At 51.0% G+C, this 20,757-nt stretch carries 18 protein-coding genes; 9 read left to right on the top strand and 9 right to left on the bottom strand.

Translation table 11 applies throughout. From position 1 onward, the window contains the following. Positions 1 to 202 (top strand): hypothetical protein (locus tag ACO0LK_RS23230; protein WP_422979304.1); only part of this gene is annotated, 202 nt, incomplete at its 5' end. Between the two features lie 89 nt (positions 203 to 291). On the opposite strand, the gene ACO0LK_RS23225 is transcribed toward ACO0LK_RS23230, so the two are convergent. The 4 genes from ACO0LK_RS23225 to ACO0LK_RS23210 form a co-directional block, all read right to left on the bottom strand. Next, positions 292 to 801: a Crp/Fnr family transcriptional regulator gene (locus tag ACO0LK_RS23225; RefSeq protein WP_422979302.1), complete on the bottom strand. Its 510-nt coding sequence runs from the start codon at positions 799 to 801 to the stop codon at positions 292 to 294. Positions 802 to 964: 163 nt separating this feature from the next. Next, the gene (locus tag ACO0LK_RS23220) at positions 965 to 2,464 is read right to left on the bottom strand and encodes a serine hydrolase (RefSeq protein WP_422979300.1); all 1,500 of its coding nucleotides are present in this window, start codon (positions 2,462 to 2,464) and stop codon (positions 965 to 967) included. 282 nt (positions 2,465 to 2,746) lie between these two features. Further along, the gene (locus ACO0LK_RS23215) at positions 2,747 to 3,730 is read right to left on the bottom strand and encodes an aldo/keto reductase (protein WP_422979298.1); all 984 of its coding nucleotides are present in this window, start codon (positions 3,728 to 3,730) and stop codon (positions 2,747 to 2,749) included. A 220-nt stretch (positions 3,731 to 3,950) separates the two neighbouring features. Next, positions 3,951 to 4,889, bottom strand: a complete 939-nt coding sequence (locus tag ACO0LK_RS23210) for an AraC family transcriptional regulator N-terminal domain-containing protein (protein WP_422979296.1) — start codon at positions 4,887 to 4,889, stop codon at positions 3,951 to 3,953. 152 nt (positions 4,890 to 5,041) lie between these two features. On the opposite strand from ACO0LK_RS23210, the gene ACO0LK_RS23205 reads away from it, so the two are divergent. From ACO0LK_RS23205 to ACO0LK_RS23190, 4 genes are all read left to right on the top strand, one after another. After that, positions 5,042 to 5,425: an NAD(P)H-dependent oxidoreductase gene (locus ACO0LK_RS23205; protein ID WP_422979294.1), complete on the top strand. Its 384-nt coding sequence runs from the start codon at positions 5,042 to 5,044 to the stop codon at positions 5,423 to 5,425. A 282-nt stretch (positions 5,426 to 5,707) separates the two neighbouring features. Beyond that, complete coding sequence (locus ACO0LK_RS23200) at positions 5,708 to 6,181, top strand: (2Fe-2S)-binding protein (protein WP_422979292.1); 474 nt, start codon at positions 5,708 to 5,710, stop codon at positions 6,179 to 6,181. A 10-nt stretch (positions 6,182 to 6,191) separates the two neighbouring features. Continuing rightward, positions 6,192 to 8,420: a molybdopterin cofactor-binding domain-containing protein gene (locus ACO0LK_RS23195; RefSeq protein WP_422979290.1), complete on the top strand. Its 2,229-nt coding sequence runs from the start codon at positions 6,192 to 6,194 to the stop codon at positions 8,418 to 8,420. A gap of 12 nt (positions 8,421 to 8,432) precedes the next feature. Next, entirely contained in the window at positions 8,433 to 9,473 is a 1,041-nt protein-coding gene (locus ACO0LK_RS23190; protein WP_422979288.1) for an XdhC family protein, read from the top strand. 242 nt (positions 9,474 to 9,715) lie between these two features. Here ACO0LK_RS23190 and ACO0LK_RS23185 read toward each other — a convergent pair whose 3' ends face one another. Next, a complete protein-coding gene (locus ACO0LK_RS23185) occupies positions 9,716 to 11,851 on the bottom strand; it encodes a serine hydrolase (RefSeq protein ID WP_422979286.1) in 2,136 nt (711 codons plus the stop codon). 199 nt (positions 11,852 to 12,050) lie between these two features. Between ACO0LK_RS23185 and ACO0LK_RS23180 the strand changes: the two genes are divergently transcribed. The 4 genes from ACO0LK_RS23180 to infA all read left to right on the top strand — a co-directional run bounded on the left by ACO0LK_RS23180 (position 12,051) and on the right by infA (position 17,428). Further along, on the top strand, positions 12,051 to 13,829 hold the full coding sequence (locus ACO0LK_RS23180; RefSeq protein WP_422979284.1) for a histidine kinase: 1,779 nt from the start codon (positions 12,051 to 12,053) through the stop codon (positions 13,827 to 13,829). Next, a complete protein-coding gene (locus ACO0LK_RS23175; RefSeq protein ID WP_422979282.1) occupies positions 13,810 to 14,529 on the top strand; it encodes a LytR/AlgR family response regulator transcription factor in 720 nt (239 codons plus the stop codon). The genes ACO0LK_RS23180 and ACO0LK_RS23175 overlap by 20 nt, the downstream gene beginning before the upstream one ends. A 375-nt stretch (positions 14,530 to 14,904) precedes the next feature. Then, positions 14,905 to 16,662, top strand: a complete 1,758-nt coding sequence (locus ACO0LK_RS23170; RefSeq protein WP_422979280.1) for a phospholipase D-like domain-containing protein — start codon at positions 14,905 to 14,907, stop codon at positions 16,660 to 16,662. Positions 16,663 to 17,164: 502 nt separating this feature from the next. Beyond that, positions 17,165 to 17,428 (top strand): translation initiation factor IF-1, encoded by a 264-nt coding sequence (gene infA / locus ACO0LK_RS23165; protein ID WP_162039515.1) that lies wholly within the window; start codon positions 17,165 to 17,167, stop codon positions 17,426 to 17,428. A gap of 93 nt (positions 17,429 to 17,521) precedes the next feature. Here infA and ACO0LK_RS23160 read toward each other — a convergent pair whose 3' ends face one another. From ACO0LK_RS23160 to mdcG, 4 genes are read right to left on the bottom strand one after another with little or no spacing between them, the layout of a single operon-like run. Next, positions 17,522 to 18,154, bottom strand: a complete 633-nt coding sequence (locus ACO0LK_RS23160) for a carboxymuconolactone decarboxylase family protein (RefSeq protein WP_422979277.1) — start codon at positions 18,152 to 18,154, stop codon at positions 17,522 to 17,524. Between the two features lie 35 nt (positions 18,155 to 18,189). Then, positions 18,190 to 19,125, bottom strand: a complete 936-nt coding sequence (locus ACO0LK_RS23155) for an ACP S-malonyltransferase (protein WP_422979275.1) — start codon at positions 19,123 to 19,125, stop codon at positions 18,190 to 18,192. After that, positions 19,118 to 20,047, bottom strand: a complete 930-nt coding sequence (gene mdcB, locus ACO0LK_RS23150; RefSeq protein ID WP_422979273.1) for a triphosphoribosyl-dephospho-CoA synthase MdcB — start codon at positions 20,045 to 20,047, stop codon at positions 19,118 to 19,120. The genes ACO0LK_RS23155 and mdcB overlap by 8 nt, the downstream gene beginning before the upstream one ends. Then, a complete protein-coding gene (mdcG, locus tag ACO0LK_RS23145; protein ID WP_422979271.1) occupies positions 20,041 to 20,757 on the bottom strand; it encodes a malonate decarboxylase holo-[acyl-carrier-protein] synthase in 717 nt (238 codons plus the stop codon). Before mdcG ends, mdcB begins: the two co-directional genes overlap by 7 nt.

Here is a 20,757-nt window from a genome sequence, read left to right as displayed (position 1 = left end):
GCGTATTTCATCATGCGTCAGCAGTCATCAAGCGGCTGCAATAAAGACCGAATGTATGGCTGCAATCGACTACGTCAGGTTTAATTTGAAAATGCTCTTGCAAATGGGGGGCGTCCATGTATGCGCTGAGCGCACCGAACTTGCCTGGCTTTACTGCTATGGTGCGCGCGGCGCACAGGTACTGCGTGCGTTAACGCTCTAATCGCACACACGGGGCATTTGATCACGAAGTTGCGGGTGTAAAAAACGGTGCGCGTGGCGCACCCTAAGTACGGTTATTTACTATCGTGCTCACAAATACTCAACCAGTTGCCCACTGACGCTGCGCAGGCGCTGGCTCATCAGCTTTGCCAGTTTCGCCAGGATGTGGACGGCCAGTAATGGTTTTTCCTTGATGATGCGTGCGTAGTTGTCTTTGGTCAGCAGCAGCAAGATGCTGGTTTGTGAGGCGACGCAGTTAGCGGAACGTTTTTCGCCGTCGATGATGGACATCTCGCCCACGGTCTTGCCGTGGCTTATCCGGACGATGCTGTGCAGGACGCTGTCCTGGTCGGACTTGAGTATTTCGACCTCGCCTTTCACCAGCAAGAACATGTAAGTGCCAGAATCACCTTCCTTGAAGACGACGGTGCCAACTGACACTTCATAGCATTGCACGTAGCCCGCCAGGGCCTGGATGTCTTTCCATTCCAGGTCGGCAAACAACTGGGATTCGGCGATCATGTCGCATATGTCTGTCGACTGGAATGTCGTACCTGTACCCACGAGGCGAAAACCGTCCAAAGCATGATCTGGATTCATTGTGTACCCGTCAATTTGATATTCTTGCCTGTCATAAACCACACACGCAACTGCACGTATCAACTGTACTTATTCATCAATAGTCCGTCAACTGGGCGCAGCAATGTCATCCCTGATGATAGAAAGTGTATCGCCGTCCAGCTGGCTGTGGTAGCAGCATTCATTACCTGGCACCCAACGCCTGCAGGCGCTCTGACGCATGCTTGTTCTGCACATCAAGCGCCAGTGACAAGCGATAATGTTTTACGGCTGATACGGTATCGGCCTTGAACTCATATACCTCTGCCAGGCTGTCATGGAGGTTGGCACTGTTGGGATAAACCTGTATCCCCAGGCCAAATACCGCTACGGCATGATCGGCCAGCTTCTTGCCAAGCAAACGATATCCCCAGGAATTGAATTCATCTTCTGATGGATCGGGCAAACCCTGGTCCGTTTTGATTTTTTTTAATTTGTCCGCCAGCCTATCGTAACCACTGTAACCACTCTGTGCAATCTGCTCACGCAAAAGATGTGCTGCGTAAGTACCGCCGTGCGCCTTTCTTAATCCCGGCAAATAGAAGCCGGCGATGTCATCGATCATCGCCTGCGGTTCGGCACCCGCCAGATTGGTCAGCGTGACAATGGCAAGATCATGATCGGGATACACATAAAACGCCGAACGCGCCCCGCCCATACCGGCGACAGCAGCATACTCACCCTGGCGCACCACTGGCCAGCCAAGCGCCCACACAGTCGGTTTGCCGTTATTGAGGGTAGCGGGCGTCCAGAGTTGTTTTAAACCTGCGGCAGAAATCAGCTTGCCCTGTTGCAGCGCGATGAGCCAGTTGGCAATATCTTCAGCACTGCTGTTCATGCCCGCACCAGTGCGCAAGAAAGGAGGAAAAACCTCAACGACATGCTTCAGGTTGGTACTCTGTCCTTCATATCGGTACGATAGCGCCTTGTGTGGAATGACATCGCGTGAATCACCAAAGCCAACGCTACGCATACCGGCCACGGCAAACTGGCGCTGCTGGAAAAAATCTGTAAACGGCATGCCACTCAACCGGTCAATCATCTTGCCCAGCAAAATATAATTGGTCTGGTTGTAGCGATAACGCTCACCTGTCTTGAATTCCATAGGCCAGGTTTGAATCGCCGCCCAGGCAGCGTCGACTTCTTGCGGCGTCGCCAGCGATGGTATTTTGCTGCTGATGATGTCAGGAATACCTGATGTATGCGTAAGCAACTGCCTGACAGTTACCGTCTGCCAGGCGACCGGCAAACCATCCAGATAACGCGACACCGGTGCCGACAGATCCAGCTTGCCGTCTTCCACCAATTGCATGATGGCTACGCCAGTAAACGACTTGGTTGCAGAATTGATGGAAAACACATTCTGATCATTGACTGCAACCGCGTTGGGAATCTCCGCCAGCCCATATGACTGCAACAGAACAATCTTGCCACCCTTGACTACGGCCAATTGCATGCCCGGAATGCGCCGTTCTTGCATTTCGCTTTTCACATAACGCTCAATTTGCTGCCTGATGTCTGCGTCCGGGGACGGGGACGGGGACGCGTTTGACACGGCAGTATCACTGAGATTTGCAGAAAAACTATCTGTTACCGTCCCGACCAAACTGCCGGCCAGGAAGAGTGATGCGATCAGTCTTGTCATTTACATGTGCTTTCGAGCGGAAAATATCTCTGGGAGAAAGTAAATCTGTGTATATACAGCGCATACACAGATACTACTTCAAGCTGGCACTTGTTAAATGACATGCCAGCGCTAAAAACAATTCGACTTGCTAATGGTCAAATAGTTCTATGCGCATGGCCAGTCCATGAAGAAGCAGGCATCAGGATTGCTGACATGCCAGGGTCTGTTAAAACTACAATCAAATTGAGAGATACCTTGATTGACCACAGATCCCGAAGACGCCCCCAATCTTATTGTCTGTCAGCGATTCACCATTTTTTGGTTGCTTTCCGAATAGCGACCACCCTGCACCGTGAAGCTGGCAAGAACGTGCTGGATATCTTGCAGATCGTCGGCAGTCAAGACTACATCCGTGCCACCGATGTTTTCGACCAGGCGGTGCTGCTTGGTGGTGCCAGGGATAGGAACGATCCAGGGCTTGCGTGCCAGCAGCCAGGCGATTGCTATCTGCGCTGGTGTTGCCTGCTTGTGGTCGGCGATTTTCTTGATCAGTTCAACCAAAGCCTGATTGGCTTTGCGTGCCTCCGGCGCGAAACGGGGCAGAGTGTTTCTGAAATCTGTGCTGTCAAAGCTGGTGCTGTCGTCAATGGCGCCTGTCAAAAAACCTCTCCCCAAAGGACTGAATGGAACAAAGCCGATTCCCAGCTCTTCCAGCGTTGGCAGTATCTCTTGCTCTGGCTCACGCCACCACAGGGAATATTCACTTTGAAGTGCAGCGACAGGCTGCACGGCATGGGCGCGACGTATCGTTTGTGCGCCAGCTTCAGACAAACCGAAGTGCTTCACTTTACCTTCTTCGATCAGGCGTTTCACAGCGCCGGCAACGTCTTCAATAGGGACATCCGGATCAACCCGGTGTTGGTAGAATAAATCGATGCAATCTGTCCGGAGCCGTTTGAGAGCGGCTTCGGCGACTTCCCTGATATGTGCAGGCCTGCTGTCAAAACCAGCTTTTGCATCGCCATTTTTAAAGCCGAATTTGGTCGCGATCACTACCTGATCGCGTATCGGGGCCAATGCCTCACCGACGACTTCTTCGTTGATGAACGGGCCATAGACTTCGGCAGTGTCGAATAGGGTAACGCCGCGTTCGGCGGCAGCACGTATCAGTGCAATCGCCTCTTGCCTGTCGATGGCTGGGCCATAAGCATAACTGAGCCCCATGCAGCCAAAGCCGATTGCTGAAACCTCCAGGCCGGTATTTCCAAGTTTGCGCTTTTGCATATAATTTCCCTTTGAGTGAGAAGCAACATCAATGCAAGCCGGTTTGCTTGCATGTGCCATGGTGTTCACTTTAGCTTGTATGTATTGCTTTGATTAGATGGCTGGTCCAGCATGCGCTTATGAACTGTACTCATGAATGGTGTACTGCTTGCAGTATCAAAACTGGAACTCACTTCATTATTCACTCATTGACAATTGTCACCCGCTGTTCACCGGGCATTTACGTCGCCAGCCTCACCCGCTTGATATCCCGCAACGGTGGTGCGCCAAACAGTCTGGTGTATTCACGGCTGAACTGGGATGCACTTTCATAGCCTACCCGCAAAGCGGCGCTGCTGGCGTCGATGTCTTCATTGAGCATCAGTTGCCGCGCATCTTGCAGCCGCAAATGTTTCAGGTATTGCAAGGGGCTCATGCCTGCGACTGCACGAAAATGCTGGCGGAAGGTGGATGGGCTCATATGGGCTTTGTCTGCCAGATCGTCCATGGCTATATTTTCGGTGTAGTGCTGTTTCAGCCAGGCGATGAGCTTGGCGATTTGCTGGCCAGGTGAGCCAGCCGTCATCAACTGGCGCAATGCCGGGCCATGTTCACCATTGAGCAGACGCACGATGATTTCCTGCTGTATCAGCGGTGCTACCAGTGGTATCAGTTGTGGTTCGTTTTGTAGGCGTACCAGGCGGGTAATGGCATCCAGCAGCCCTTCATCCAGCGTCACGACCGACATCGCCAGTGAGGTCGATGCTTTCAGCGGTGCCGAGAAATTCATGTCAGCTGCGCATTGGGTAATGACGCGGGCGTCCAGCACCAGGCCCATTCCCAAAAATGGCTGCGCACCGCTGGCGCGCGTGACGTAAGACACCACGGGCAGGTCCAGCGAAGTCACCAATGATTGCCCGGGTGCATAGTCAAATATCTCGTCCCCCAGCATGACGCGCTTGCCGCCCTGCACGGTCACGCCCAGGCCCAGACCATAGATGCAGGGCATGGGGTCGGTCACCCTGCTGCGTCTGTACATCATCAGGCCAGGGATATGGGTGGTGTAGTCGCCATCGGATTGGGCAATATTGCCGACCAGTTCAGCCAGCGTGTAGCTATTCGCAGATGGTGTTGGATGTCCGGGTTGCATGGCGGTGCCAGAGAATTCTTGAATAGGCATAGCCTACCATTTTCAATGCGGTGTTTTCCATTTCTGCGGATGATTCATCAAATTGGGCAAGAAATGCATCGAATCAGGCAAACGTCTTTTATGGCTGTGGGCACACAATAGCCGTCAATAAAAGTATTCCGGCATATCAAAAGGACTTATCAATGAAACATGCACTGATCATCAACGCACACCAGTTTTATGAAGGCATTTCTACCGGCAAGCTGAACCAAAGCGTGGCCAGCATCATCCAGACAGAACTGGAAAACTGCGATTACCAGGTCAGGCAAACCCGGATTGAGCAAGGCTATGACATCAACGCCGAAGTACAAAGTCATCTGTGGGCCGACCTGATCATTTTGCAGTCACCAGTGTACTGGTTTGGCATGCCATGGATATACAAAAAGTATGTGGATGAAGTCTTCACGGCGGGCATGATGCAGCAAAGTTTTCTGGATGGCGATGGCCGCACCCGTGAAGACCCTAGCAGGCAATATGGCAGCGGCGGCAAGATGTTCGGCAAGAGGTATATGTTGTCACTGACCTAGAATGCACCGCAAGAAGCCTTTGGCGACACCGCGCAGTCATTATTTGAAGGCAGGACGGTTGACGATGTCTTCATTGCCAACACGGCCAATTACAAATTTTGCGGCTTTGATGTCTTACCCTCTTTCTCTTGCCATGACGTGATGAAGCAGCCAGATATTGAGAATGATATGGCAAGGCTGCGCACGCATCTGGCGCAGGTGATCTGATCAATTTTCGTCATCAATCCAAACTCATCAATCCCACATCAGCAAGCGCACATCATTCCCATTCTGGAGGTTTACATGATCAATACGACGATTAACGGCAAGAATACCAGCGTTGATGTCACACCCGACACACCCGTACTGTGGATGCTGCGCGATGCGTTGCAACTGACCGGCACCAAGTTTGGTTGCGGCGCTGCCTTGTGCGGCGCCTGCACCGTGCATCTGGATGGGCAGGCGATACGTTCCTGCATCACGCCTGCTTCTGCCGTGCAGGGCAAGAAACTCACCACGATAGAAGCAGCGACCGGTGGCAATGACAAGGTAGGCAATGCCGTCAGCGCCGCCTGGATCAAGCATGACGTGGCGCAATGTGGTTATTGCCAAAGCGGGCAGATCATGAGTGCCACCGCGTTTTTAAAATCGCTGCCGCGTGGCAAACAGCCGACGGCTGCGGAAATTGATTCGGCCATGGCAGGCAATATCTGCCGCTGTGGCACGTATGCCCGCATCCGCGCCGCCGTCGCCGACGCTGCCAAAGCCATTATTTGAAGGAGATACCATGTTGCCGAATATCGATTACAGCGAAATGCCGCGTGCCTTGCAACACATGCTGGAGCGCGACCAGCCCGCTAAAGTTCTCCCTCTCAGCCGCCGCAGCTTTCTCAAATTTGCCGGTATAGGTGGCCTGGCCCTGGGTGCATTCCCCCACCTTGCGCTCGCCCAGGCGGCCACTGCATTGAAACCGACACAGCAGCCATCTGCTTTCGTGCAAATTGCTACAAATGGCGAGGTCACGGTCATCATCAACAGGCTGGAATTTGGCCAGGGTGTGCAAACTGCCTTGCCAATGATACTGGCAGAAGAACTGGATGCAGACTGGAACCTGGTACGCAGTCACCATGGCAGCAGTGATGCGGCCTATCACGACCCTTTCTTTGGCATCCATCTGACCGGCGGTTCCAATTCCGTCAAGAACAGCTTCATGCAATATCGTGAACTGGGTGCACGCGCCCGTGCCATGTTGCTGGCTGCGGCGGCAGCGCGCTGGAATGTGGATGTGACCACGCTGCGCACGCAGGCAGGTAATGTGATTGCCGCCGATGGCCGCAAGCTGGGCTATGGCGAACTGGCCGAAGCGGCGATGGCATTGCCGGTACCAGAAAAAATTGAACTCAAAAATCCGAAAGACTTTCGCTTGATCGGCCAGCCAACCGGCCGCCTGGATGCCCGCCCAAAAAGCAGCGGCAAACAGGATTACGGCATCGACATGCACTTGCCCGGTCAGTTGACAGCAGTTGTGGCACGCCCACCGGTATTTAGCGCGAAACTGAAAACTGTCGATGACAGCGCAGCACGCGCCATCAAAGGTGTGAAGGCAGTTTTCCGCCTGCCGCTGGATCGTGGTGCCGAAGGCGTGGCCGTGGTAGCCGATGGCTATTGGGCCGCCAAGCAGGGGCGTGATGCCTTGAAGCTGGAATGGGATACTGCCGGTGTCGAAAAAGTCGATAGTACAAAACAACTGGCTGACTACCGTAAGCTGGCCAATGAGCCGGGGCCACGCCACTTTGATGCAGACATCGCGGCACTGAGTACAGCGCCAAAACATCTGGAAGCGGAATTCATTTTTCCTTACCTCGCACATGCCGCGATGGAGCCGCTAAACTGCACCGTTGCACTGAAGGATGATGCTGCAGATATCTATACCGGCTCGCAATGCCCCGGCCTGGATGCAGCAGCCGTGGCACGTACGCTGGGCATCAAGCCGGAACAGGTAGCCATGCATGTGCAGATGGCTGGCGGTGGCTTTGGTCGCCGCTTTGCCAGCAGCAGTGACTTTGTGGTGGAAGCCTGCGAGATCGCGAAAGCCACCCGTACGGCAGGTTTGAATGTGCCAGTGCGTACCATCTGGAGTCGCGAAGATGATATGCGCGGCGGCTATTACCGGCCCATGCATTTGCACCGCGCCCGCATCGGTTTTGACGACAAGGGTAAGGTATTGGCATGGGACCATGTGATCGTTGGCCAGTCCATCACTGCCGGTTCAGTGTTTGAACAATTCCAGGTCAAGAATGGCATAGACGCCACTGCCACTGAGGGCATGCGTGAGCCCTACCCTTTCCCCATGCGTTTAACTGTGCATCACCCAAAACTGAACGTGCCGGTGCTGTGGTGGCGCAGCGTGGGCTCTACCCATACCGCCTTTGTCATGGAAACCCTGTTGGATGACATCGCCCGTGCTACCAAACAAGACCCGGTGGCGTATCGCATGAGTCTGTTTGGCGACAAGCACCCGCGCCACCGCGCGGCCCTGCAACTGGCGGTGGATAAAAGCGGCTACGGCAAAAAGCGCCTGCCAGCAGGACGTGCCTGGGGCGTGGCGGTGCATGAATCCTTTTCTACCGTGGTGGCCTATGTGGTGGAGGCGAGCATGCAGCAAGGCCGCCCCGTACTTAAAAAGGTAACGGCTGGTGTGCATTGCAACCTGGCTGTCAACCCGCGTACGATAGAAGCACAGGTACAGGGCGCGGCGCTGATGGGTCTGGGCATGTGTTTGCCGGGTGCAGCTATCACACTCAAGGATGGTGTGGTCGAGCAAAGCAATTTTGGTGACTATACCGTGGCACGCATCACTGACATGCCCGCCATTGAGGTGCATGTGGTACCCAGTGCAGAACCACCTACCGGCATGGGTGAACCTGGCTTGCCACCGCTGGCACCGGCATTCGCCAATGCCATCGCCAAGCTGACTGGCAAGTCTTTGCGCCAGTTGCCTTTCAATATCAGCTAGAGCAAAAATACGATGGAAGATCTCGATACCCTGGTCTTGCGTACTGCACTGGCGTGGCATGTACAGAGATTGCCGGTCATCCTCGTCACGGTGGCGCGCACCTGGGGTTCATCACCACGGCCACCCGGTTCGCTGATGGCGATCAATGGGCGGGGTGAAACCGTGGGCTCGGTATCGGGTGGTTGCATAGAGGATGATCTCATCCATCGCATCAGGGAAGAAGGGGGGCAGACAGTCTGCGCAGGCGACCGACCTCTGGTGCTGCGTTATGGCATCTCCGCCGACCAGGCACATCGCTTTGGCCTGCCCTGTGGTGGTACTGTGGAACTGGTGCTGGAACCTGTTTCTGTGCATAGCCGTCTGGATGAACTGCTGCTGGCTTGTGAACAGCGGCGCAGCATACAAAGGACGCTGGATTTACAGACCGGCCATGCAGCCCTGCAAGCAGGCCAGCACGATGGCTTGCCACGGTTGGATGAGCACAGGCTGGTCACTTACCTTGGCCCGCAGGCCCGCATTATTGTTATCGGTGCCAGTGATCTGTCGGGTTACTTGTGCCAGTTTGCCTTAAGCCTGGGGTTTGAAGTCATCGTCTGTGATCCACGTGAAGAATACCGGGCCAGTTGGCAATTGCCGGGTGTCATGGTCAGCGAAGAAATGCCGGACGATCTGATACTGCGACTACAGCCCGATAGCCGCACTGCCATCATCGCATTGACGCATGACCCAAAGCTGGATGACCTGGCGCTGATCGACGCCTTGCAATCACAAGCGTTTTACGTCGGTGCCATCGGTTCACGTCGCAACAGCGAGCAAAGACGCGAACGCCTGCGCACGCACTTTGATATCGCCGAACCCGCTTTGCAAGCCCTGCATGGGCCAGCCGGTTTGTATATCGCCAGCAAAACCCCGGTAGAGATTGCACTGTCCATCATGGCCGAGATTGTGGCGGTGAAGAATGGCGTCAGTCAGGAATTGACCACGCCGGTGATGGTGGGAAAGGCTATGCATGAAAATCCTGTGTTGGCTGTGCCGCAAGCCGAAACAACTTGATTGCGGCATTTAATCCCCCGTCCATATCGCACTAAGCCAATGTGCGATGGAGAAAAAGATGGGGGGGGGGAAAGATAGAAAAAATCTGACAATGAACCATCTTTGTCACGAACTCTATTTCTGATTTTAGAAAACCCGGATACTACGGTAGCATTTTTGTTTCATGACAAAGGCAAGGCTACAAGAGTAGATATCAGTGGACTGTTACAGTCCACTAGTTGGCACTAAAAGCAAATTACCAGTCAATTTTTTGTCATGGTTAATTCTTTTATTGTTTGCCTGGCTGATTTTGCGTTTTGATAATCCGGGTTGATCTCCAGCGCTTTTTGATAAGCGAGAACCGCCTTCCTGTTCATTTTCAACACGACATAAAACTCACCCAGGCTATCGTATAAATTGACATCATCAGGATGCAACTCTATCGCAGCATGAAGAATTTTCAATCCGAATTCGGGTCCATTTATTTCTCTTAACCGGTAGGCCGCTCTATTGAGATTAGCGGCGCTGGCCTCGCCCTGAGGATTAAGGCTGAATGCCGTTTTGAGTGAGGCGATTCCCATATCTTTGTCTCCTGCTGAAACTTCCAACACACCTGCAAGTGCAAGGGCAGCATCAGACATGGGGTAAAGTTCCTTCCCTAGTTCTCCAATTTGCAGCGCGTGCACTGAATTGCCACTATGGATCAAATCTTGTACCAGGATATTCAAATCTGCGAGATAGTCAGGGGTTACTGCCGCATTTTGAAATGCCTTCTTCATATTTTGACGAAGTGTTGCCAGTGCTTTATCTAGTTTAGTCGCACTGTCGGCCATGCTTGTACCCCTGCCATTCATATATTTCTGTATATCAAAATCTTGCTTGAAGAATTTGATGCGGCTTGTTTTTTCCCACGCAGCATACAATTGCCCGACTTGACGTTCAAACGCCTCATCAAAACGAAAAGCAGCGGTAATAGCGCCGTCTTTTTTGTACAAGGCAATGTAGTCATGAAAGAAGGCAATCGCCCCGGTATTGGAATAAGCTGATAATTTGTGGTGCTTATCATGCAGTTTTTTCGCCATGTAAGAACCGACTTTACGTAATTGCAATCCCCCAGCCGGGTGTTGCGTTTCGCTGATAAAAAGCTGTGTCTGCACTGCATCGCTCTTCAAATTTCCGGACTTCATATTTTGATTGAACAGGCTGAATGCTTCACCCAATATTTTGTTCTCTTTGATTTCATCAAGATAGCTATACTGTGTGCGTTCAAAATAGGCATTGCCTTCATTGAACACCGTTTTCATGGCATCGTAATACACCCGTTTCTGCGGATCATGAATATACAGCGGGGTATCCCATGCCTCACCCGTGATGGCTTCAAATAATTGTTCGGCAAAGACGCTGGTATCGACTCTTTGCAGATTGGCAGCGACTGCAATCGTCAACTGCCGCGAAGGAAAACAGAATAAATAGGTGGATGTCTCTGGCTGCACTCCATCGTGTGAAATGGCAAACCTGCCATTGACAGGATTGGTAAGCCAGCCAGCACTGTAATTGGTAAATTTTCCTTGATTGGTCACCATGGAGCGAAACATCAGATCCTGACCGTCTTTGGATACGATGCGCCCACGGTTGATACCATCACCAAATTTGAGCATGTCAACGACATTGGAACGTGTTCCGCCAGCAGAAAAACGGCTGCTGATATCAATAAACTCGGCATGTTTTATTTGCTGATTGCGCAGCTGGTAGCCGCGTACCCTTTCAGGAATAAGGTCGTAGGGATCATCCAGCCTGGTTGCCGTCATGCCTAAAGAACCCCAGATATTTTTTGTCATGTAATCACTGTATGACATGCCTGATGCGCCTTCGATGATGGCACCCAGCAAATTATAGCCGTAGCTGGTGTAGCGAAACCGCGTGCCCGGTTCAGCGATCAGGTCAAAATTTTCAAATACGGCGATCGATTCCCGTGTATTTTTGTGGTCTTTAAAATGTTGTTCCAATTGTGGATTAACGTAAGCATTAATGCCCGCCAGATGACCAAGTAACTGACGCACTGTGACGGGATAGGCCTTTCGCGGAAAATACGGAACATAGCTTTGTACCTCGGCATCAAGCGAGATTTTTCCGTCATCCACCAATTGCAGGATTGCAGCCGCAGTCATGGGTTTGGTCACGGAAGCCAGCCGATAGCTGGAGCTTGCAGTTGCAGGAATCTTGTTTTCGAGATCAGCAAAGCCATAGCCCTTGGCCCACATCACCTGACCTTGCAGATAGCCTATCGATAACCCCGGAATTTTATCTCTCGTCATTTGGGTAGCGACGAATTGTTCAAATTTTTTCAGCCGGATTTGTGTATGTGCATCGCCCGGCACTGTCGCTGCCAGGCTATTCATGGCAGGGGAAATCAGTATGAAAAAAATGACGGATGGAAAAGACAGAAATATTTTTCGCATGATGATGACGCAGACGATAGGCAAAAGAGAACCGGCATCTTAGTCATGCATCAACAGGAAAAATGCAAAAACCACACGAACTGCACTTGTGCCACCTGATTTGCACTTTGCAGCCGAAAAACATGGATACAATCCTCTCATGACTTCGACTTTTACAAAATGCCTGCTATTCGTTCTTTTGCTCTTTGCGCTCGACCCCTGTCATGCGCAGGTAGATTTGATGGACCTGCGTTTCCAGCATCTACAGGGTGATTTTTCCCAATGTGGTAAAACGGGCCTGACATCCCTGACTGATCAATCCGGGCAGCCGGTTCAGGCAGGCTTTTCTTTGCACGATCTCAAAGCAATGCAGCATTACTGTCTATCAGCGCAATTTTTGATGCCTAAGACGCCAACGCGAAATAAAGTCTTGTCTTTTTCCTTGCTGGCAGCTTCCGAGTTATTTCTTGATGGTGTCAAAGTGGGACGCAATGGCAAACCGGGCATCTCGGCCAAAGAGGAAATACCTGGATTTATAGAATACAGTGTCAGTCTGACGCCTGAGCAATTACAGCAAGGCATGCACAGCCTGGTATTAAAACTTTCCAGCTATCACGGCAACAACCAGATCAAGAATCCCTTCTATGATTTGTCGATCACGGAACAGCACAGCCTGTATGTGGCCAGTAACACGGGGATTATTCTTCCCCTGTTGTTGGCCGGTGCGTTATTACTGGTAGTCTTGCTATTCTCAGGTCTGACTTTGTTTTACCAGCGGCATATGCACTGGGTACTTTTTTTAATATTGTGTCTGGTGGCGAGTTGCCTGCTGGTCGTTGAAGCCTGGCGCGGCCTGTTTGGCTATCTGTATCCATTTCACTTGATCAGGTTGTATCTGGTGGCAGGACTGACCTGCCTGTTCTCTGTCCTGTTACCGGTGTATTTTCTGGCTTACTTCCGCTTCAAGCGCCTGATGTTGATTACTGGCATCCTGGCCGTATTGACTGTCACGACGACTTTCATCAGTCCTTATTTTGATCACAAGAGTGAGGTGATGTTTGGCGTCGCCCTTGTAGCAAGTTTGGTCATCTGTATCATTGCGTATAAACGTCAGAAAAGTGCCAGTAAAAGAGGGTTGGTCGTCGTGATTTGTTCTTTGGGACTTTTTTTGATACCCGCTTTCCATTTCGTAGAAACGGGTTTTGGCCTGAGTGTCTGTTTTCTATTATTCAGCATCTTGCTGCAACTGCTACGGCAGTTTGTCCATGACAGGCAAAAAGCAGCGTTAGCCACTCAGTTGGAAAATCAGTTACTGCGACGCAGTTTGCAACCACATTTCCTCATGAATTCCTTGAGTCTGGTGGGAGAATTACTGCATCAGTCGCCACGACAGGCGGAAGAATTTATCCAGGCATTGGGGCGCGAATTTAGAATGCTGAACGAGTATGCCAATCACACGCAGATCGCTTTGACGCAGGAATTGGAGTTGTGTCAGAATTATCTGGAAATTATGAGTGCCCGCCTGCAAAAAAAATGCACCTTGCAGGTAGAAGGTGATCTGTCGGCGATCAGCATCCCGCCAGCCATTTTGTTGACTGTATTGGAAAATGCATTTTCACACAATAAATACAGACAGGAAACGCTGTTTGAATTGCATATACATCGCAGCATGGAGTCTGTGGGCATAGCAATGAAACTACCTGTAGTCAGCCCAAGAGCGCACACTGGGACAGGTACAGGAACTCACTATATTCAACAAAGTTTACAAGAAGTTTTTGATGGTCGCGCCAGCTATGTAACGGAGCAAGTTGGTGATTTTTGGCATGCACGATTCCAATTGCCACTGATATCTGAAACTCATTTCATCAATAGGGATGAGTTCTACATAGAATCTGTTCAGAAACAGACGAAGAAAACCCATGAAATTACTGATCGTTGAAGATGAGCCCTTGATCGCCCAACGCCTGCTGCGCGAGGCAAGGGATTATTTTGGAGAGCAGCTTGATCAATTGCATCAATGTGATGATATTGATGATGCCCTGGCCCTGCTGGATAAAACACGTTTTGATCTGTTATTGCTGGATTTGAATTTGTCAGGCCATGATGGTTTTAAAATTTTGCAATTGAATCACATGGATGCCAAGCCGGACGCGACCAATTTGCAGACAATTATTATTTCCGCACATACCGAGCAGGCAGTGACCGCATTTGGTTTTGGTGTTATTGACTTCGTACCCAAACCCTTTAGCCAGGAACGCCTGTTTTTGGCATTTGAACGTTATGAGAAACGCCGGCCACCAGATAATCAAAGCGCCAGCCTGGTGATTAAAAAGATGGGGAATATAGAATTACTGCTTATTGCAGATATCGATTTTGTGCAGGCTGACGGGCATTACAGCAAGATTGTCTGTTGCGACGGAAAACAGCACTTCCATGAGAAATCTTTAGAGAACATGCTGGGAATTCTGCCCCGGAGTTTTGTACGTATACATCGCTCGTATGTAGTGAATATGCAGCACTTCAAGCGCTTGTCTATCAATGCGGGAGGAAAGTATTCAGTCGATACCGCATTTTCAAGCGAGATTCCGGTTTCACGCTCCATGTATCCAAAAATCAAAAAAATACTTGGCGCTTCCTGATCAGTTTTCCAGCTATAGGGTAGACGCCACTATCCGAATTCCCGCCCTACGACTCTGGAATCTCTTTCAAGCAATGCAGCCGAACTTCATTTGTGCTTTAAATAGCAAGAAATAATGGCAACTATTATTAAAAAACCTTAAACTTGATCGTCCTGTCTTATTGCTGAAAAGTCTCGCGCTGTCACTGCGTATGAATTTCTTCAGGTAGCCATAAGTGCTGATAAAAAAATTACTAAAATAATAACAAATACACACAGACGCACCTTGTAAGGGCTGGGGGCGTGGCAGTGTCAGCGTGCGATGTTGGAGAGTTTGGATCAGGACGGAACTGAAGCTCATTTCAAAACAATGTGATTCATTAACTGGAGAAGCAACATGTCTGGCAATCTGAGTACTTCTGCACATTCTGCACATTCTGCCTCAGCAAGTTCCGGTGCTCTTACCGTTCGCGCTTATAGCGGTGACCAATGCGTGATGCTGGCCTTTAACGTGGCTGAACACAAGAGGAAGGACCTGGCTGGTTTTTCCATACGACGACGCTTTAAAGGTGGCAGTTGGAGCCCGCTGCTCAACAGACTGTCGTTTACATCGGATTACACCAACGAGACCACTGCCAAGGACAGAAAATGGCATTCGTCGGAAGATGCGCCATTCCAGAAGTTCTGGTGGGTTGATTTTCCGGCAAGTGATGCCTTTGGCGAGCTTGAATATGAAGTATCCGTCAAATTATTTTCAGCCGCGCATAGCGCTGCGCTGACTACGGGTGATACGGTCAGCATCAAGGCCATGTGCCAGCCATTTAAACAAAAGAATTTTGAACTGGCTTTCACAAGAGGGTATTTATCGTCTCAGGCTTATACCGACAAATTTGGTGCGAAAACGATCAGCCCGAAGCAGAAAGCGATTGATTTCCCCACTGCCGACTATGTAGCCCAGTATGAATGGCTGGGTGCGCATGCGCGGGTAGCGATCATTGACTTTCTGAACGAATGTTATTTGAACAAAGATGCCACGCTGGACGCCATGGTCTACGATTTCAACGAACCGGATATCGTCCGTGCGCTGGCAGTTCTGGGCAAGAAGGTACGCATCGTCATGGATAACTCTGCTACCCATGTCGGGGATAAGGCACTGGAACCACAGGCTGAGGCGTTGCTGCAAAAATCGGCCGGAAAGGCAAACGTAAAAACCGGGAAATTCTCAAGGTACCAGCACAATAAAGTCTTCGTCATGCGTATCAAGGGGAAACCTGCGCGCGTGCTGACCGGTTCCACCAATTTTTCGGTGACTGGCCTGTACGTCAATGCCAACCATGTTGCGATCTTTAGCGACAGTGATGTGGCCCAACTGTATGCGCAATCCTTTGAAGCCGCTTTCAATGGCGGACTGAGTACTCCCAAATTTACGGCCGACAAGATATCCCAACAAGAATATGCCATTAACAAACCTGGTCTGCCATCCAGTGTTTTCAGTTTCGCACCCCATAAGAAAAATGCCTTTTCTCTGGACAGGCTGCAAAACGAAATGAACACGGCAAACAGTTCTGTGCTGTTTGCTGTCATGGCACTGGTTGGGCAAAGTTCGGTGCTGGACACACTCAGGACCATCCACGACGACGGAAAAATTTTCTCGTATGGCATTACCGATAATCCTGGTGGTAAAGATGGCGAAAAAAATTCTGCTGACAATAAAAAATCCACTTCCGGCGTACAAGTCTATTCGCCCGGGAAACCTGGCGTACTGGTCACGTCGGCAGCCTTGAATAAACTGGTGCCGCCACCGTTCAATAAAGAAATGCAGGAAGGCCTGGCGCATAAAATCCACCATAAATTCGTGGTGGTGGATTTCAATGACAGCAAGCCAGTGGTTTTCTTTGGCTCATCGAATCTGGCGGAAGGTGGCGAACAGGAAAACGGCGACAATCTGATTGCCATTTACGATCAGGAAGTCGCTACTGTCTTTGCGATTGAAGCAGTGCGGCTGGTCGACCACTATGCATTCAGGGCCGCAGTCAGCACGGCACAAAAAGCCACCCCACTCAGGCTTAAATTCAATGATGAAGACTGGTCAAAAAATTACTATACGCCGGGGCATATCAAATTCAAGGAAAGGATATTGTTCTCAAAATCTTGATATTCCAGCATCATTCTAAAGAGTCTGGCTGCTGCGCCGTGTTGCAATTACCAATACGACTACATTGCTGATGCGCAAAAGCGAGGTGGAATTTCATTTAAATATTAAATTGATATTAATTTCGTCTTTTTATCCACGATCTGCAAGCAAATGCGGCGAAATTGGTGCAAGAGAGTATAATCCGGGTATAACTGAATTTCGCGCGTCTGAAAAAAGCCGGGTTTCTGTAATTGCAATACCGGCAGCAAGCTGCGAAAAGTGCTCCATCGCCCTTTGCATTACCTATCTGCCTTTGTATCAACGCACTGTGATGACCTGATGGCCACAGCCATGGGCTGCACAGCCTACTTCAACCTCGATGCACCGGCTTTCAGGCCTGACAGTCTGATAGTCCGACTACCAGCGAGTTCACTGTATTCCCTTGCAGATGATTGCGATCATCTGTTCATATGAGACGCCGTCTGTGTGCTGTTGTCTCACCTACTATAAAGATGAAAAACCCATGGCAAAAGAAGAACTGTTGGAAATGAATGGTCAAGTTGAAGAAGTGCTGCCCGATTCACGTTTTCGTGTGAATCTTGAAAACGGTCACAAGCTGATCGCTTATACGTCCGGCAAAATGCGTCAGCATCACATCCGCATACTCGCTGGCGACAAGGTGACGCTGGAATTGTCACCGTATGATTTGAGCAAGGGCAGAATTACTTTCCGCCATATTGAAACGCGCGGTCCATCAGGTGGTGGTCAGCAGCGTCGTCGTTATTGATAGCAGATAAACTGGCAGATTTAAAAAATATGGGGCATTGGCCCCATATTTTTTGTCCGCATTAGCTTTCCTTCAAGAAGAAGCTAACAAGCATCACTCTGGGAAACGTACCAATTTTTTCCCATCCTTTGGCAACTGGTACTGCGCCACATTCATCTGCATCGCCAGCAAAGTGTAGTAGGCATTGATACCTGTCAGATCAACTATACCTTTATTGCCAAAACGCTTTTCTGCACGTGCATAGGTACGGTCTGATACACGTTTGTTTTTGTGCAACTCTGTAGAAAAGTCATACACGATTTCTTCATCTTCAGTCATGCCTACCGGACGCCTGCCGTCAGCGATGGCGGCTGTCACTTCTGGTTTAATACCGGCTTTCAGGGCGATAGGATGGTGCACATACCATTCATAATCCTGCGACCATTCGCGCGCGGTGATAAGTATGACCAGTTCACTGAGTGTGGTACCAAGTGCAGACTGATAGCGCAGATAATCCCCCATGGAACGCGCCTGTGTCATCACCTGCGGGCTGTGCATCAGTGGTTCGAAAGGACCGAACACAGGGACTTTGCGTGTGGCGAGAAAATCCTCGGCCGCTTTTTTCTGTTCATCCGTATATTGTGACGGTGGGATGGTAGGCAAACGTTCGGCAGCCTGGGCCAGAGTATTGAGAGACATGGCGATAATAATGGAAATAAAGACAGGCTTCAGTGTAATGCGTTTCATGCTAACTCCAGGTTATAGTGGCTAAGGTAAAAAAATCAATTCTCTTGCTGGCGCTGTACCCACTGTATAACGCCTTCAGGACTACGGAAATCAGCTACGGAGCGACAGGTAATCTGCGGGTGGCGTGTTTGCAGCATTTTTGATAATGCTGATCCTGGCCCCAGTTCCAGCGCAAAGCGGATGCCATTTTCTGCAAGGGCATCCATGCAGGTATGCCATTGTATGGTCTGTGTCATCTGGTCCAACAAATTTTTGCGTATTGTTACAGGCTTGGTGACAGCCTCCCCGCTCACACCAGCCAGCACAAATGCATCAGCTTCACGCATGGCTGTGTCTTGCAGCAGTTGGGCGAAGCCTGGTGCCGCGGCCTGCATAAGCGGGGTGTGTGACGCGATATACACTGCAATTTCGGTGTAAGTAATATCATGCCCGGGCAAGCACGCTATGTCGGGTAAAGCAGCGCTGATATGTTTTTCCAGACCCGCGATAATGGCCTTGTTATCTGCTGTGATGATGGCGACATGCAAATCATGGCTGGCAGCAAAACTCTGTATATCGGCAATGGCAACACCAGACACTGCCAGCATGCGTTGCGGTGCCTGCACGCAAGCCTGCATCAGGGCTGCGCGCCCCTTGGCGAGTTCCAGTGCGGCATGCACTCCCAGGCTACCACTAACGGCGTGGGCTGCCACTTCGCCTACACTATAACCGGCAACCAGGTCGGGGTTGGGCAAGTACTCTCTTAACGCCAGCCAATTGGCCAGGGTAGCGGCAACCAGCAAGGGCTGGGCATAGCGGTTTTCAAACAAGAGTTCTGTCGACGACAGCGCATCTGCAAGCATATGCTGATGGATAGTTTGCTTTAATACATCCTGTAAAAAACTGGCAGCACCAGCATGTTGACTGGCCAGCGAAAACATCTGTGCTGACTGCGCACCTTGACCCGGACAAAGCAGGGCAAATTTATTCATGACCAGTACTTAGAGAGAATATTTCTGCACAATGATGTACGAAGCACGTTGCAGCCAGCATGTCTGCTGCGCCGCCGGGTGACAGCCTGCGCGCAATGAATTGCTTATGGCAGCATTCTGCAATGTGTAGCCATTGTGGATGAGCTGTGCCCCCCTGATCCAAAAACTGTTGCGCGGCATGCCGTGCATAGGCAATCCCCTCGGTACCGCCACGGTGATACAGATTGGTGTCGCTGATACGTGCCATCAGGCTAAAAAAACTGTCCACTTGTGCCAGATACAGGCTGCGGCCTTCATCCAGACTTTGCTGCAATCGCGGCAACGCCAGTTCGAAGATGGAAGGAAAACCCAGCGCCGCTTCTTCCCTGGCACCGCTCGCTGCATATTGCTTCGCTGCCTGCTGCCCATGACTGTGCGTCTCGCTCACGGGTGGCAGGCTATGCATGCGCAGTGCCTTGCCCCATTGCGTGACAATGGTTTGCCGTAATGCCGCAGCCGTCACGGTCTGATCACGGGCAAGGCAATATCCGGCAGCCGCACTAAGCATGCCCAGGGCAAAGATGGCACCGCGATGGGTATTGATGCCCCTGGTCGCCTGCAACATGCGCTGCTCTGCCACTATGCCCAGGGCTTTCAGTTCGTGAAATTCAGCACCCTGTGCACCGGCGATGGCGATGGCCCTGAAATAATGGCGCAGCGAAAACAGACTACGCATGAAGCATGATGCATCCATATCATGGTGGCTGCCATTGTCCCGCAGGGACACCAGACCCGGTTTGGGATACAGGACTAGCTCGGCATACAGACTGCGCACAGCCAGTCTGGCGATGTGTTTTGCATAGGGATATTGCCGGCCTGACTTTGCCACGCTTTGCCACAAGGGAAAACCAGATTCAGCAACGGATTTTAGCCGCGTCAGCATGGTAATTCACCTTCAGACAAATGCGCAAGCAGACTCTGCCGGGTACGCAGACTGACACTGTGCATGCCTTTGACGATGACACGTTGCTGGTTGAATTCCTGTTCTGTATCGGCGGGCAAGGCCCATTCCTTCCATGCGACTGCTGCTTCACCGGGGAATACGATTTCTCCATCCAGCGGCAATAGTTGTTGAAATTCTTGCAGCAGTGCCAGACCGGCACGCAATTGCGCCTGATGGAAAGGACGAAACAGGATGTCGATGTCGGATGTTGCACTCAGATAGTTTTGTCCGGTCAAAAACTGCATCGCCAAAGAACCATAGACACGCAACTTGATACCCGCTATCAATGCCTGCTGATGCAGGTTCTGTAGTGCAGCCTGCCAGTTGACCGGGGCAACCGCAAGCACACCATGTAAAGATAGGGCCGACTGATGGACTACAATGTGTTCTGCCTTGACAACGGCGGCAAACCTTGGCTTGTTGCCATCCACAGGTGGCAAGGGAAAACCTATGCAAACTTCATCTTCTGCCACGTCGGGATGACGGCGCGTCACCACGGCTGGCCATTCCTGCTGCTGCCACTGCCTCAGCATGTCTGGCGCTGCGGCGGTCTGCAATAATGTAGTCTGCAATACAGCGCCCCAGGCTTCATCATCAAGCCAGACCAGATCATGCCTTTGATATTGCGGAATGCCAGACATGCCATCCAT

It is taken from the genome of Undibacterium sp. Ji49W, from assembly GCF_049340205.1.
GTDB lineage: Bacteria > Pseudomonadota > Gammaproteobacteria > Burkholderiales > Burkholderiaceae_D > Undibacterium.
This window is presented reverse-complemented; position numbering and strand designations above follow the sequence as displayed.